The organism is Alishewanella sp. WH16-1 (genome assembly GCF_001441695.1).
Taxonomy (GTDB): Bacteria; Pseudomonadota; Gammaproteobacteria; order Enterobacterales; family Alteromonadaceae; genus Alishewanella; species Alishewanella agri.
Genome location: NZ_LCWL01000125.1, coordinates 53,080 through 69,026, shown reverse-complemented (window position 1 = coordinate 69,026; position 15,947 = coordinate 53,080). Strand labels below are relative to the sequence as shown.

13 protein-coding genes are annotated in these 15,947 nt (G+C 49.2%); 1 reads left to right on the top strand and 12 read right to left on the bottom strand.

Annotated elements, in window-relative coordinates:
• Window positions 1–45 precede the first annotated feature (45 nt).
• From glmU to AAY72_RS13730, 3 genes are all read right to left on the bottom strand, one after another.
• On the bottom strand, window positions 46–1,410 hold the full coding sequence (gene glmU / locus AAY72_RS13740; protein ID WP_057788252.1) for a bifunctional UDP-N-acetylglucosamine diphosphorylase/glucosamine-1-phosphate N-acetyltransferase GlmU: 1,365 nt from the start codon (window positions 1,408–1,410) through the stop codon (window positions 46–48).
• Window positions 1,411–1,511: 101 nt separating this feature from the next.
• Window positions 1,512–2,396, bottom strand: coding sequence for a TraB/GumN family protein (locus tag AAY72_RS13735; RefSeq protein ID WP_008985004.1), 885 nt, complete (start codon window positions 2,394–2,396; stop codon window positions 1,512–1,514).
• Window positions 2,397–2,437: 41 nt separating this feature from the next.
• A complete protein-coding gene (locus AAY72_RS13730; protein WP_057788250.1) occupies window positions 2,438–2,731 on the bottom strand; it encodes a hypothetical protein in 294 nt (97 codons plus the stop codon).
• A gap of 294 nt (window positions 2,732–3,025) precedes the next feature.
• Here AAY72_RS13730 and AAY72_RS13725 point away from each other — a divergent pair, with 294 nt between their 5' ends.
• Complete coding sequence (locus tag AAY72_RS13725; protein WP_057788247.1) at window positions 3,026–5,287, top strand: winged helix-turn-helix domain-containing protein; 2,262 nt, start codon at window positions 3,026–3,028, stop codon at window positions 5,285–5,287.
• A 50-nt stretch (window positions 5,288–5,337) separates the two neighbouring features.
• Here AAY72_RS13725 and AAY72_RS13720 read toward each other — a convergent pair whose 3' ends face one another.
• From AAY72_RS13720 to atpH, 9 genes are all read right to left on the bottom strand, one after another.
• The gene (locus tag AAY72_RS13720; protein WP_057788245.1) at window positions 5,338–6,474 is read right to left on the bottom strand and encodes an ABC transporter permease; all 1,137 of its coding nucleotides are present in this window, start codon (window positions 6,472–6,474) and stop codon (window positions 5,338–5,340) included.
• Complete coding sequence (locus AAY72_RS13715) at window positions 6,471–7,205, bottom strand: ATP-binding cassette domain-containing protein (protein WP_057788243.1); 735 nt, start codon at window positions 7,203–7,205, stop codon at window positions 6,471–6,473. The genes AAY72_RS13720 and AAY72_RS13715 overlap by 4 nt, the downstream gene beginning before the upstream one ends.
• Window positions 7,206–7,208: 3 nt before the next feature.
• Entirely contained in the window at window positions 7,209–8,735 is a 1,527-nt protein-coding gene (locus AAY72_RS13710) for an alpha/beta hydrolase (RefSeq protein WP_008985009.1), read from the bottom strand.
• 234 nt (window positions 8,736–8,969) lie between these two features.
• Window positions 8,970–10,913: a S9 family peptidase gene (locus AAY72_RS13705; protein ID WP_057788240.1), complete on the bottom strand. Its 1,944-nt coding sequence runs from the start codon at window positions 10,911–10,913 to the stop codon at window positions 8,970–8,972.
• 161 nt (window positions 10,914–11,074) lie between these two features.
• Window positions 11,075–11,491 (bottom strand): F0F1 ATP synthase subunit epsilon, encoded by a 417-nt coding sequence (locus tag AAY72_RS13700; protein WP_008985011.1) that lies wholly within the window; start codon window positions 11,489–11,491, stop codon window positions 11,075–11,077.
• Window positions 11,492–11,513: 22 nt separating this feature from the next.
• Window positions 11,514–12,899: a F0F1 ATP synthase subunit beta gene (atpD, locus tag AAY72_RS13695; RefSeq protein ID WP_008950593.1), complete on the bottom strand. Its 1,386-nt coding sequence runs from the start codon at window positions 12,897–12,899 to the stop codon at window positions 11,514–11,516.
• 32 nt (window positions 12,900–12,931) lie between these two features.
• Window positions 12,932–13,795 carry a F0F1 ATP synthase subunit gamma gene (gene atpG / locus AAY72_RS13690; protein WP_008950594.1) on the bottom strand — a complete coding sequence of 288 codons (864 nt, stop codon included), beginning with the start codon at window positions 13,793–13,795 and terminating at the stop codon, window positions 12,932–12,934.
• A 54-nt stretch (window positions 13,796–13,849) separates the two neighbouring features.
• Window positions 13,850–15,391: a F0F1 ATP synthase subunit alpha gene (atpA, locus tag AAY72_RS13685; RefSeq protein ID WP_057788238.1), complete on the bottom strand. Its 1,542-nt coding sequence runs from the start codon at window positions 15,389–15,391 to the stop codon at window positions 13,850–13,852.
• 13 nt (window positions 15,392–15,404) lie between these two features.
• Complete coding sequence (atpH, locus tag AAY72_RS13680) at window positions 15,405–15,938, bottom strand: F0F1 ATP synthase subunit delta (protein WP_057788236.1); 534 nt, start codon at window positions 15,936–15,938, stop codon at window positions 15,405–15,407.
• Between the last annotated feature and the right edge of the window lie 9 nt (window positions 15,939–15,947).

The following is a 15,947-nucleotide window of genomic DNA, read 5'->3' as shown; positions in this document are numbered from 1 at the left end:
TTTGTGTATAAGAGACAGACAGCTTGGTGGGGTTAATAACAATCATTATTTCTTGATTTTCACCGGCCGTTGCCAGCCTTCGATATGCCTCTGCTTAGCGCGGGCTACCACCAGCTCGCCATCGCCGGCATCACGGGTTAGCACTGAACCGGCGCCAACAGTGGCATTTACGCCAACCGTAACCGGTGCGACCAGTGAGCTGTTGGAGCCAATAAAGGCACCATCTTTAATAGTAGTAACAAATTTATTGGCACCGTCATAGTTACAGGTAATGGTACCAGCACCGACATTCACTTTGTCACCAATCACCGCATCACCAAGATAAGTTAAGTGGTTGGCTTTAGAACCTTTGCCCAACGTGGTTTTCTTCATCTCGACAAAGTTGCCAACATGGCTATCATCCAGCATCACACTGTCTGGCCGCAGCCGGGCGTATGGGCCAACTGAGCAATCGCTACCCACAGTTGCTTGTTCAATCATCGAGTTCGGTTTAATTTCGGTGTTATCACCAATGCTACAGTCTTTTAGAATACAGTTGGCACCAATGGTCACGCCTTTACCCAGCACGACTTGGCCTTCAAAAATAACGTTGATATCGATCATCACATCGTTACCCACTGCAACGGTACCGCGCACATCAATGCGTGCCGGATCGCGCAGGTTAGCGCCAGCCAGCATTAACTCTTCCGCTTTGCGTTGCTGATAGGCACGCTCTAACGCGGCTAACTGCACCCGGTTATTGGCGCCCTCGACTTCCATCGGGTTTTGCGGCTGGGCAGTGGCAATCTCCACGCCTTCGCTATGCGCCATCGCAATCACATCGGTCAGATAGTATTCACCCTGGGCATTACTGTTCGATAAACGACCCAGCCAGCCTTTTAGCTGTTTACCCGGCAGCGCCATAATGCCGCTGTTTACTTCCTGAATTTCCAGCTGTTCTGGCGAAGCATCTTTTTGCTCGACAATACCGACGACTTTGCCGTTTTCCCGCACAATACGGCCATAGCCGGTTGGGTTCGGCAGATTAACGGTAAGAATGGCTAGACCATTAGCCGGTTTTGCTGCCAGCAGTTGCTGTAGGGTTTCCAGCCGGGTTAACGGCACATCGCCATACAGCACTAATACGGTATCTTCGTCAGCGATATTCGGGATGGCTTGCGCCACTGCATGGCCGGTACCCAGCTGTTCGGCCTGTAATACCCAATGCAGTGGTTGCCCGCCCATGGCCGCTTTTAACGCCTCGGCGCCATAACCATACACCAGCTGCGGTTTAGCGGCGCCCAGCGCGCGGGCAGTATCAATCACATGCTGCACCATTGGCCGCTCGGCCACCTTGTGCAATACCTTAGGTAAATCCGATTTCATCCGTGTGCCTTTACCGGCGGCGAGAATAACGACGTTTAGTGCCATAAAAGAGTCCCTGTAATTCTGAATCTTAGCTTAGCGTTCTATTCTAAATGATCAGCATCCAGAATACAGGGGCAGGGTGAAGTTTTACTGAATAAGCCGCCTTATTTGACTTGCTCAACCTGATATCCGGCTTGCTGCAGCAACTCCAGTACACTGTGCTCACCCGCCAAATGACCGCTTCCGACCAACACTAACTCTTTCTGGTCATTGCCAAACATATTCTGAATTTGCGGCAGCCAATTTTGGTTCCGCGCCACAAACAGTGCTTGATATAAAATCGGATCCAGTTCGCGTGCTGGCTGCACCATCAAGTCATTCAATTCTTGCATATCACCGACTCTCCAGGCGCTGATAGCCGCAGAGAAATAGGTTTTAAAATCGCTGAATTGCTGCAAATTCATGGTCATAAACGCGTCTTCGTAGCCTTCACCCATATTGGCCAATAATTGAATTTGGCTTTCAACAGACTCGAGATAAGCCAGGGTTTTACCCTCAGCGCGGGCTTTTTTATCGAAGTAGGCATCAACCCCTTCACCCGCCATCTGTGACTTCATCAACTCTAAACCTAACATTTGTAACACGATAAAACCCGGCTTGTAGGCATCAAGCTGCTGCAATTGCACGCCATAAGGGGCAAAATAACTCGCAACCTGTTGATAAACATCACTCGACAGCACTGTCGACAGCCGACGTTCATCCTGATATGCCATAGCCTGCATCATGGCAGCCTGCAAGGCCGTATCATTCGGCTCAGGTAACTTGGTTTCCAGTACCAAAGTATCCGTAGCCTGATATGCAGTTTCGAATGCAGGCGGTAACGGAAACGCCGATTCCGGTAAAAAGTGGACGGTGCCGCCAACATAGAGATAATCATCTCCTTTGCTGACTTTCCAGAGCGAAGTTTCTGCCCAGGTTGTAGTGGAAATTAACACTGCACCTAATAACAGCGCTAAACGGCCTGTTTTGAACAATGATTGCTGTTTCATTTTAAATTCCTTTACGTAATAGGGTGAGGGTGATTAACCAGCTAATTGCTGACAACCTGTTTTACTGCCGCCGCCAACTCAATCAGCGTTGACTGTACCTGGCTACGAACAGCAGTACTTAACTGCTGTGTAAAATCTTCAGTTAACTGTAACCGCAGGTCTGTCAGGTATGTCGTATCCGTTGCTTTGCGGGTTTCCTCCGGGGTTTCAACACTCGTTGTCGTTGTTTTAGCTGCGGCTGTTGTAGTTACCGGTTCATCAGCCATGGCAGCATTGCTCGTGAACAAAGTCAGCACTAAAAACAGATTGCAGATCGCGGTATTCGAAGTTTTCATATTCATTTCCTGTGTTGGCATTTCGATTATTTTCGGGTAATTAACGTTGGCCTTACTGCCGGCGCCTTACGCTGTTGGATACACTCTAGTCAGTACCGGACAACTTGTCGCTTATCAGAAGCTAAGCAATAGATTGCTAAGAAAAATAAGACTAATCACCTGTTTTATATAGAATAAATAAAACATTACGAAGATCTTATCCGGTACAGATAAGGTTTAAATTGCGCCTGGACTAGCCACGCCATCACAATTGAATTAAAGTTGCTACCCGCTATTAACAAAAAATGTGTTGGTATGGAAATTATACATTTGGGACCCTGGCAACTGAGCGTTGCCGATTATTGTCTGAGCGATCAACAGCAGCGGATTGAACTTGAACCCCTGTTATTTAAGTTGCTCCATTTTTTTGCAATCCACCCCAGACGTATTATCAACCGCCAGGAACTGGTTGAGGCCATTTGGCAGCAAAGCTATGTTGATGACAATGCAATTAATCGCGCTATCTCAGAACTGCGTAAAGTATTGCAGCATCCGGAGTTACCGGTTTCACCGATTAAAACGCACCATCGCAAAGGCTATAGCCTGCAACTGGATCCGCAGTACAGCAAGCAACAGCTTAAATCCGAAACGATGCCTGCCGTCCTGGCGCCAAAGATCGATTCGCAGCAACAGGACGCCAGCTCCACTAAAGTTGCCAGCCAACGCCCGGTTAAGACTAGCGCGTTTTATGCTGTTGTATTGCTGTTAATCATCAGTGCGGCCGGCGGCTATTTTTTCCTGTCTGCGCCAGAACAGCCGTCTGACAGCGAACCCAATATTGCGAATGAAGCTACAATTCAACCGGTGTCAAACAGACAACAACTGGAGATGCTAAACCGGCAAAAAGTCACCTGGTTTAAAGGCATTGAATCGCGTCCTTTGCTTTCACCAGACAAGTTATATCTGGCCTACAGCCATACCCTACCGAATAATCACGTGCGCACTATCGTGCGGAAACAAAGCAGTGTATTGGGTAGTGCACCACAAGAAATGATTATTGAAGATGACGCGCAGCTGATTTTTGCCCACACCTGGCAGCCACAGAGTCAGGTCTTACTAGTGCAAAAGATTAGTAAAGATGGCTCTGCCTGCACCTTTGAACGCTATAATTTCGCGACTTTCCCGGCGGCATCGGCCGAAATTGTCAGTCATTGTCAGCACTTAAACATTAGCCCGGCTCAACTCAGTCACGACGGCCAAACGCTATTTCGCGCACAGTCGACCAATGGTTTATTAACACCATCAGCTTTAGTCGCTGAAAACATAGCAACCGGGCATATCCAGTTATTGGCGGATGCGCCCACTTCAGGGTTTGGTGTAGCAATGCTGGCGCTGTCACCAGACGGTAAACACCTGGCTTATATCATGATGCCAGAATCGAACCACCCCGAAATTTATTTGTATTCCATTGAAAAACGAGAACAGCAAAGGCTAGCGGCGTTACCAGTGCCGATAGTGATTATGGGGCTGGACTGGTCAGCAACCGGCGACTACTTACTGATGCCGGCAACTAATGCGTTACTCAAACTGGATATTGCATCTAAAGCAACCACAACGTTAATCCTGCCACCGGACTTACAAGTGGGTGAGCTGTCACTGCTCAGTGACAATCAGGCCTATATTTCGCCACTATCCTTCGGTTCTGCCATCCAGGGCGGTATGCACATTCTGCGGATTAGCGACCCCTTTAACCCTGAAAAAGCTAAAGTGAGCCCCTTTTCGGAAGCGGCCGGCAGTACCCATGAACTCATTTTTCATCCAACCGATCCGAAACAACTGGCCTTTACCGCAAACTGGAACGGCAACTGGCAGCTTTGGTTATCTGATGGTGAGCAGCACTATGTCGTCACTGAATTTAGTGACAGTGAAGCGATGATTGGCAGTCTGAGCTGGTCGCCGAATGGACGTTATATTGCCTTAACCCGCCAAGGCAATCTGTATCTTTATGATTTGCAATTAAAACAGCTGTTACAGAAAACGCAGAATAACGATATTGCGCAAACACTTTGGTTAAGCGACAACAGTGGCTTAATCGTCACCCGTATCCTGCAAGATAACCAGAATCTATGGCAGTTAGATTTACTCAGCGATAGCTTACAACAGCTGACTTTTATTGCCGGTGCCCAACCCCAGTATGACCACCAGGGTCAGTTACACTACGTAAGGGATGGTCAGATTTATCGCTATGTTGACGGTCGCCGCGCTGATTTGGCGCGACCAGAGCTTAACCCCGGCACCCTGTATCAGCAAAATCAATTATGGGGTGCTCAGTTACTTAGTTTTAGCTTTATGGGGCATTTACGGCGACAAGTTTTGGATACAAGCGGTAACTCATCGGCGTTTGAAACACAATTCCCCTATCAGTTTATGAGCCTTTATCCAAACCCGCACAACGCAGATGAAGTCTTTGTCACTATCTTTCAGCCGCCGGAAATGGCGCTGGAGTATATTGAATGGCAAACAACAGCAGTAAACGAGAGTAGTGCTGCAACACCGGAAAAACCGAAAACGCCTTAACCTTGGTTAGCAGACACCACGCCCGGAATAGCCGGGCGCGGTGTTTAATCTTACAGGCTAAATACCACCTTCTCACTTTTTAGTAGCCGGCTACTGGCATAGCTGCACACACCAAAAATCAGTAAGGTGATCACACTGGAAACCATTAACTGCGGCACTGGTATAGCGGCACCTTTTAAAAACGCAATCATCGCCTGTTGTTGTGCCGCTATCGGCAACCACTGCAAATAATCATCAGCGATATTGTAGGTAGTGACCATACTCAGCACCAGCGGTACAAACAGTACCAGCGTGACATAGGTTTGCGCTTCCTTAAACGACTTCGCCATAAATGACACCATCACTTGCAAACTCGCCGACATTAGCGCCAAAGGTAAGCCAACAAGGATGGCAAACAACATAAAATCAAGATTCAGACTGATGCTAAAACCCAGTTGCTGCCATGGCACCATACCGTAGGCAAACTTAGATACCACCAGGATTAATAATAAACCGGCCATCGAGAAGCAGCTAATCGCAACCACCTTTGCCAGTACCAGTTGTAAGCTACTTAACGGTTGGCTTAACAATAGGGTTAATGAATTCCGCTCACGTTCACCGGCACTGGTGTCAATCGCCAGGTTCATGGCAGCATAAAACAAAGTCAGAATGATCGATAAGGTTGCCACACCAAGGAACATACCACCGCGAGAGTCCGGCGTTGCCTGATCGTGCATTTGCACATCGATCGCCTGCAGTAAATTTGGATCGATACCCCGCGCCAGCAATCTTAAGTGCGCAACTTCACTGCTATATTGGCTAAGAGCACGCTCTAACCGGCGAATCGCCGATTGCAGCCGGTCGTTAGAGCGATCCGCATCAATAATCACCACAGCCGGGCGCCCTTGCTGCATACTTTGCTGAAAATCAGTACTTAGCTGTAACCGGATAGCTTTAACTTTATCGCCCTCACCATGATTAATCTCTTTGCTTGCCAGATAGTGCACCAACGCCGGTGCGGCTTCGGCGTTTTCAATAGTGATCTGCAGCTCATCGGTTGAACTTAGCTGCTTCAGCAGTACTGAAAACAGTAAACACATTAAAATTGGCGTACCCAGGGCATAGTATAAACCGGCCATCACAGAGCGCTTATCACGGCTGGCATCTAATAGTTCTTTACGAAATAGAGTGTTAAATAACCTGATCATGCTGCAATCCCTTCATCTGTGCCAATTAATTTAATAAAAGCGTCTTCCAGGCTGTTCTTGCCGGTGCGCGCGCATAATTCTGCTGGTGAGCCCTGAGCCACCACCCGGCCTTTGGCCATTACGACCACCTGATCACATAAAGCTGCCACTTCCTGCATCACATGGCTGGAGAACAACACGCAATGGCCTTGCTGTTTTAAGGTCAGCAATAATTCACGCAGCACCCGGGTGCTCATGACATCCAGGCCTCGGGTGGGTTCATCCAGTACGATATTGGTGGGTTTATGCACTATGGCCTGCGCCAGCGCCGTTTTCATGCGTTGCCCCTGCGAAAAGCCCTGACAGCGGCGATCGGCTATCTCATCCATCCGTAACAAACTAAGCACTTGTGCCGTCGCCAGTTTTGCCGCCTGGCTGGACATACCGTTTAACTCTGCAAAAAACTGCACGTATTCGCGTGGGGTCAGCCGCTCATACAGCCCGAAGGGATCGGGAAAAAGCCCAATTTGCTGGCGCGCTTGTTGTGTCTGCCGCGCAATATCAAAGCCATCAATACTGGCGCTACCGCTATCGGCTTTCAGTAAACCTAATAAGGTGCGTAAGCAGGTGGTTTTGCCGGCGCCATTTGGACCCAGCAAGCCGGTAATGGTGCCATTATCGGCATGAAAGCTCAGGCCATTCAGTGCTTTAACCTGGCCAATAGTCTTATATAAATCATTTACCCTAATCATCTGTTACTCCTGCTCTGCAGTTAACGACGCCACACCATTGGCGTTAGTAAAGAAAGGTTTGCGCAGTTCCTGATTCAGGCAACTGGCATCGAGATTTGCTGCCGACTGCTGATTGATAAACTGGCTAATCAGCTTGGGGGCACAGCTTTGCGACGCGACGATATGGGTGGCATGAGGCGCGACCAGATGGCGGGCATTCGGCATCTGACTCATGGCTAATTCTGCCCAAGCCGGAGGCGTGACAGGATCCAGGCCGCCCGAGAGTAACAGTACCGGTGTCGCGGTTTGCAGTGGCTGCGTATAAGCAACATCGACTGCCGGCGTTTGCCACACAGCGCAGCTGGCTTCAGCGCTCTGCATCCAGGTACGGCCTAAGTAGCTTTTGGCAAATTCAGCACGACTTTCTGCCGTCCAGAACGGCACATCTTCTGCACACACCACCGCGAAATTCACGCCAACAGAAAGCTGTTGCACGATGTCCTGCGACAACATCAGACCGACCAGGGGGCTGTAGTCACCCGCTAATGCTTGTTCAATGGTGTAGGGCAACAAAGCCCGGCTGTTGTTGCTGTATAAGGCAAATCGTATTGCCTGTTGCAGTTTGGCGCGGGTCAGGGTGAGATCGATTAAGGCAAAGGTGCGCGGATGACGGACCCGGGTGCTTACCGGTGCCGCATCCAGCTGTTGGATCAGTTGCTGCAATTGCTGTCGAGCACGCGGAAATTGCTGGTGGCATGTCTCTGATGCTTCGCAATAGGCATACAAGGCGGCAACAGAGGCATCGGAAGCGGCCCCTAAAGCGCCCAGGCTTTGATTAAAAGGTACCACGCCATCCAGAGTCGCTGTAACGACTGCAGCAGGGTATTGCCGCATATATTCCTGCGCCATCCGGGTGCCATAGGAACCCCCGTACAGATGTAACTTTTGGTAACCCAGAGCCTGCCTTACCGCCTCAAAATCGCTGGCAGCGGCTACCGTGGTGTAATGGTTAAGGTCGACCTGCAGTTTTTCTTTACAGGCCAGGGTGTCGGTTTTCGCCAGCGCAACGATATCTGCGGTGCTTTCATCAAATGCAAATTGGCTAACCAGATCCATACCGTCACATTGCAGTAGACCTGATTTGCCGGTGCCACGCTGATCGACCAGCAAAATATCCCGGTTTTCACGGGCATACCGCAAGGCCTGCGCAAAGACGGCAGCGGCATCGAATGCTGACTGTCCAGGTCCGCCGGCAAAAGCCAGCACAGCCTCTGTCGGGTATAGCGGCTTAATTGCCGGAATAATCGCAAAATGAATCGAAATCGTCTGATTCTCAGCATCTTTTACTGCTTTGATATTTAACGGTTGCTGCACCGTGCCACACAACAGACGGTCCGGCAGATCTTTGGCATAACAAGGTACAAGCTGCACCTTAGTTGGGTTTGTGGTGACGACACCAACCTCTGCTGGCGCAGCAAATAACGCCGAGCTAACCAAAAGCGGTAGCAGTGCGCTTGCTTGATAAAACCGTGATAGGACATGCTTGTTCATGGAGTTTCCCTGCATCTTATAGTTTGAATTTCGTCGACTCTGTTAGGTGGCATGAGCCACTGACCAACAAACTATAATGGCAGGAAACGATAGTGTCGCTTATCGAACACTTAGCAATTTATCGCGAACATAAAATCACTAAACCATTGATTTTAAATAGCTGAAAATATTATCTAAATCTTATCACGAAAAAAAGGGAGCCTGCTGGCTCCCTTGGTGTAGCTAAAGGTTGGTTTAATTAGCGGCGCGGCTATCACCAATATATTTATCAAAGAAAGCCAGCATTTTTTCCCAGCGCTCTACGTTATTCTCTGGTTTATAAAAGCCATGACCCTCTTTTTCTTTTACCAGCCACTCGAACGGATGATTGCGCTTTTCTAACTCAGCCCGTAAACGGTCGGCATGAATAATCGGCACCCGTTGATCTTCCTTACCATGGATAATAAATACCGGAGCCTTAAGTTTGTCTAAGTGCTTAATCGGTGACTGTGCATCTAACCGCTGTTGATCACGGCCAATTGCCATTTCCAGATAGTTAATACCGCTTTTGCGTTGTGGAATATCGCCATCGGTATACATCAGATTCAGATCAAAGACCCCAACAAAACCGACGGTACATTTATACAAATCCGGTTCCCGCACGGCGCTCATTAAGGCGGCATAACCACCGTAGGAGCCACCGTAAGCGCATACGCGGTTTTGGTCTACGATACCCTCTTTAACCAGATGTAACACACCATCGGTCATATCATCGATCATGGTGGTACCCCAGTTTTGATAGCCTGCCTGTAAGAAACTGCGGCCAAAACCACCCGAACCGCGGAAGTTAGGCTGTAAAACAGCATAACCGTGTTGTGCCAGCACCTTGGCATCACTATCGTAATCCAGATAGTCACGCGGACCATGCGGACCGCCGTGCGGTAGCATAATCAGTGGTAGATTTTTTGCCTCTTTATTGTTAGGTAAAGTAAGAATGGCATGAATATCCAGGCCGTCACGGCTCTTATAGAAAATCGCCTGGGTTTGCGCTAATTGTTCGGCCTTTAACCAGGGGCTGGCGTTAAGCAAATAACTCAGTTGCTTGTTTTTAATATCATATATATAAAACTCGACTGGATGGTTGGCAGATCTTACGGAGAGTATGGCCAAACTGTTATCCTGGGTACCTGACGTAATGCTGATTCGACGACCAGGAAATGCCGCCCTTAAGGCTTGTAAATTTGCACTAAACTCCTGATCTTTGACATCAGCAAAAAACACTTCGTCATAAATATCATAGTCGTATGCTGCGCCTATCACCTCATTAATCAGACCATTACGCAGACTAAAAATGGGGGCAACATCGACTTTTGGATGATGCGCCAGTACTTCTTCCTGACCTGTTTCAGGATTAAAAATACTGATCGCCTTAGTATCCGTCTGCGTGTCGCTGGTACCCAGGATGCGCACATTATCCGCCATAAAGCCTATGGGTTGGAAACTGCCATCGCGTTGCCCATAACGACGTAACGTTTGCCAATCACTACGCTCATCTTTACGGTACATCATCACCATTTCATTGTCGTTGTTCTGGTCAACACCAACAGCAATACGGGCGACACCATTAGCATCAGTTATCATACCCGATGAGCGCATCGGCGCTCTGGCGACCTGGCGGGTACGGCCATTTTCAATATTTAAGCGTTTTACCAGACTAAATGAACCGCGACGATTTGGTGTTGCAGTGACAATTAATACAAAGTTCTCGTCCTCAGGCAGATAATTAATAATAGTCGCAGCATCTTTTTCGTGATCAGCGCGATAACCGGTCAGCATTTTAGCGTTACTGCCGTCGGCATTGACGGCGAATAACTCTCCGGTGGCAACGGGCGACTCTAAAGCGCCAATATCCCGCACTATCGTTAATAATAAGCGCTCGGCATTCGCCCAGTTAATGGTGCCTATCGAGTCTCTACCACTGAAGTGACGTACACTGATGACCTGATTGGTTTTAATATCAATAACTTGTAGATAAACATTACCTTCTTCGCTGCGGCTGGTAGCAGCAAGATATTTACCTGTAGGCGAGATTTTTATTTCCAGAAACTGTGGCTGTCTGGCATAGTCAGCCAATGAAAGCGACTGAGCCGTAGCCGCAAACTGCCAACATAAAAGTAATACTGCGAGTAAAGCGCGCATTGTTAGTTATCCTATTTATCCTGTGTTGTTATTTACTGCTTATCGGTAGCAGTTTTACTATAAAGAGGTTTACTAACTGCGACAAGTTGTGAACAGCAGGAAAATAGCGTTTTGAGCATAAAAAAAGCCACCCTGAGGTGGCTTTTTTAGCGTACGGAAACTTATTTTTTGCGCATTTTCTGAATAACGCGCAGCTGGGCAATGGCTTCCGCCAGTTGCGCCGCCGCTTCGGCGTAATTAAAGTCAGCGCTGGCATGCTGCATGGCTTCTTCAGCACGTTTTTGTGCGTCTAAAGCAGCCTGCTCATCTAAGTCTTCGCCACGTACCGCAACATCAGCCAGCACCGTAATGGTGTCGGGTTGTACTTCAAGTACACCACCGGCAACATAAATCAGGTGCTCTTCGCCAAACTGTTTCACGATACGGACCATGCCAGGTTTCAGGGTGGTCAGTAACGGGGCGTGGAAAGGTAAAATACCCAGCTCGCCCTCACTGCCTGTGACCTGCACGGATTCGACAAGGCCGGAGAAGATTTTTTCTTCGGCACTTACTACATCCAGTTGCACTGTCATCGCCATCTCGCTCTCCTAAAGCCTGAACTTACAGTTTCTTCGCTTTTTCGATCGCTTCGTCGATTGAACCAACCATGTAGAAAGCCTGCTCTGGCATATGGTCATATTCACCGGCCAGGATGCCTTTAAAGCCACGGATAGTTTCTTTCAGCGGCACGTACTTACCTGGTGAGCCAGTGAATACTTCAGCAACGAAGAATGGCTGTGACAGGAAGCGCTGAATTTTACGCGCCCGGTATACAGTAGTACGGTCTTCATCAGACAGTTCATCCATACCCAGAATGGCGATAATATCTTTCAGCTCTTTGTAACGCTGCAGTACTGTTTGTACGCCACGCGCCACTTCATAGTGCTCTTTACCGATAACCAGTGGGTCTAACTGACGAGAGGTAGAGTCCAGTGGGTCGATCGCCGGGTAAATACCCAGTGACGCAATGTTACGGCTTAATACAACGGTCGCATCTAAGTGCGAGAACGTCGTTGCCGGTGACGGGTCAGTTAAGTCATCCGCAGGTACGTAAACGGCCTGGATTGACGTGATAGAACCGGTCTTAGTTGAGGTGATACGCTCTTGCAGTACACCCATCTCTTCCGCCAGCGTTGGCTGATAACCTACTGCTGAAGGCATACGGCCTAACAGTGCAGATACTTCAGTACCGGCCAGAGTATAACGGTAGATGTTGTCAACGAAGAACAGAACATCACGGCCTTCATCCCGGAACTTTTCTGCCATGGTTAAGCCGGTTAAGGCTACGCGCAGACGGTTTCCTGGTGGCTCGTTCATCTGACCATACACTAACGATACTTTATCCAGTACGTTAGAGTCTTTCATCTCGTGATAGAAGTCGTTACCTTCACGGGTACGCTCACCTACACCGGCGAATACTGAGTAGCCGCTGTGCTCGATCGCGATGTTCCGGATCAGTTCCATCATGTTTACAGTTTTACCTACACCGGCACCACCGAACAGACCCACTTTACCACCCTTGGCGAACGGACATACCAGGTCGATAACCTTGATACCCGTTTCCAGCAGGGCGTTTGAAGCTGCCTGATCTTCGTAGCTTGGTGCAGCGCGGTGGATTGACCAACGCTCTTCTTCACCGATTGGGCCAGCTTCGTCGATTGGCTCACCCAGAACGTTCATAATACGGCCCAGCGTGGCTTTACCCACCGGAACCTGAATTGCTTTACCAGTATTGGTAACTGAAGTGCCACGACGTAAACCGTCAGTAGAACCCAGCGCGATTGCACGCACCGTACCGCCACCCAGCTGCTGCTGAACTTCCAGCACCAGACCTTGCAGGTCACCGTCGGTAACGTTTAACGCGTCATAGATACCAGGTACCGCGTCTTGTGGAAAATCGATATCCACAACGGCGCCAATGATTTGGACGACCTTACCTTGACTCATGATGTTTCCTCAATTTTGCAAAACTCTTTACCTTAGCCTACAGCAGCCGCGCCCGCGACGATTTCACTGAGCTCTTGGGTAATCGCAGCCTGACGTGCCTTGTTGTAAACCAACTTCAGGTCATCCATCAGGTTTCCGGCGTTATCGGTTGCGGCCTTCATCGCCACCATCCGTGCTGCCTGTTCACTGGCAGAATTTTCTACAACGCCTTGGTACACTTGCGATTCAATATAACGAGACAGCAACATATCCAGGATAGGTTTTGGATCCGGCTCGTAAATATAATCCCAGCTGTGCTCACGCTTCGCGAGGTCTGTTTTTGGCAGAGGTAACAGTTGATCGATCACTGGCTCTTGCTTCATGGTGTTAACAAACTTGTTGTACACCAGGAATAAGCGGTCAATCCGGCCTTCGTCAAATGCTTTCAGCATGACCTGTACCGAACCAATCACGTCCGCCAGCCGTGGTACATCACCTGAACCGGCCTGGGCAGCTACTACCTTACCACCAAACCGCTTAAAGAACGCCGCAGCCTTGTTACCAATGATGGCAAACTCGGTATCCACGCCTTTTTCTTTCCAGCTTTTCAGCTCAATAGCAACTTTCTTAAACTCGTTGGTGTTCAGGCCACCGCAAAGACCACGGTCGGTTGAAATAACGATGTAACCAACCCGCTTAACTTCGCGCTCCGCTAAATACGGATGGCGATATTCCAGCGAGCCTTGTGCCACGTTACCGATCACTTTGCGCATACCTTCAGCGTATGGGCGAGTTGCAGCCACGCGGTCCTGCGCTTTGCGCATTTTACTGACCGCAACTTTTTCCATAGCACTGGTGATCTTGCGAGTATTGTTAATACTCCCGATCTTACTTTTTATCTCTTTACCACCGGCCATGACTGTATCTCCGATTTATTCAACGAATGGGGTGGCACAGGCCACCCACATTGCTTACCAGGTCTGCGTTGCCTTGAATTTCTCAATAGCGGCTTTAAACGTAGACTCGATTTGGTCGTTGTAGTTACCGGTTTTGTCGATCTCAGCCATCAGCTCAGCGTGTTCGGCTTTCATAAAGGCAATCAAACCGGCTTCAAAGTCCAGGACTTTAGCCACGTCGACGTCTTTCATAAAACCTTTTTCGATAGCGAAAATAGACACGCCCATCTCAGCAACTGACATCGGGCTGTACTGCAGCTGTTTCATCAGCTCAGTAACCTTCTGACCGTGCTCTAACTGGGCACGGGTTGCATCATCCAGGTCAGAGGCGAACTGCGCGAACGCAGCCAGTTCTGAGTACTGGGCCAGGGCCAGACGGATACCGCCACCCAGCTTTTTGATGATCTTAGTTTGGGCTGCACCACCTACCCGTGATACCGAAATACCGGCGTTAACCGCTGGACGGATACCGGCGTTGAACAAGTCAGTTTCTAAGAAGATCTGACCGTCAGTAATCGAAATTACGTTAGTAGGTACGAACGCAGAAACGTCACCGGCTTGGGTTTCGATAATTGGCAGCGCAGTTAATGAACCGGTTTTACCTGTTACCGCACCTTTGGTGTAGCGCTCTACGTAGTCAGCATTAACGCGTGATGCGCGCTCCAGCAGACGAGAGTGAAGATAGAATACGTCACCTGGGTAAGCTTCACGGCCTGGTGGACGACGTAACAGTAACGAGATCTGACGGTAAGCTACAGCTTGCTTCGACAGGTCATCGTATACGATCAGAGCGTCTTGACCGTTGTCACGGAAGTATTCACCCATGGTACAGCCAGAGTAGGGTGCCAGGAACTGCAGTGCAGCCGCTTCAGACGCTGATGCAACCACAACGATAGTGTGGGCCAGGGCGCCGTGCTCTTCCAGCTTACGTACTACGTTAGCGATGGTAGAAGCCTTTTGACCTACAGCGACATAAACACACTTAACGCCAGTACCTTTCTGGTTGATGATGGCATCGATCGCCAGTGCCGTTTTACCGGTCTGACGGTCACCGATCAACAATTCACGTTGACCACGGCCGATTGGAATCATCGCATCAACCGATTTGTAACCCGTTTGCATTGGTTGGTCTACCGATTGACGGTCGATTACGCCCGGTGCAATCTTTTCTACCGGCTCATAGCCAGCAGCATCGATTGGGCCTTTACCATCAATAGGAGCACCCAGCGTATTTACTACGCGGCCTAACAGACCAGGACCTACTGGAACTTCCAGGATCCGGCCAGTGCTTTTAACTTTAGTGCCTTCCGTCAGATCCGCATACGGACCCATTACTACCGCGCCCACTGAGTTACGTTCTAAGTTCAGTGCGATAGCATAACGGCTGCCAGGAAGCTCAATCATCTCGCCTTGCATACAGTCTGCCAGGCCATTGATGCGAATGATACCGTCAGTTACCTGAACGATGGTACCTTCGTTGCGAGCTTCACTGACCACGTTGAACTGAGCAATACGACTTTTGATCAGTTCAGATATTTCTGTGGAATTCAGTTGCATTCTCTGTTCCCCATTAAGACTGCAGCGCAGTTGCCAGGCGATCCAATTTACCGCGGACCGAGCCATCTATAACCATGTCACCGGCTTTAATCAGCATACCGCCGACGACTTCCGGGTTGACGCTACAGTTCAATTTAACTTTGCGTTGCAAACGTTGCGACAATGCAGCAATCAGCTTGTCCTGTTGAGCGGCGTTCAGCGCTGTAGCAGAAGTTACATCAACAGTAACTTCTTTTTCATACGCGGCTTTGTGTTCAACAAAAGCGGCTAATACCTCCGGCAACGCCAACAAGCGGTGATTTTCAGCCATCACTTTAATCAAGTTCTGGCCCTGCTCATTGAGTTGCTCACCACATACCTGGATAAACAGGTGGGCTTGCTGTTCAGCAATGCCCGTAGTACGAAGCAAGGCTGCAACCTGCTCATGCTTTGCTACTTCCGCAGCAAAACCCAGCATTTGCAGCCAGGCGTCCAAGGCATTTTGCTCAACCGCAAAATCAAAGGCCGCCTTTGCATACGGACGAGCAATATTCGTCAAATCAGACATAGCTCATCC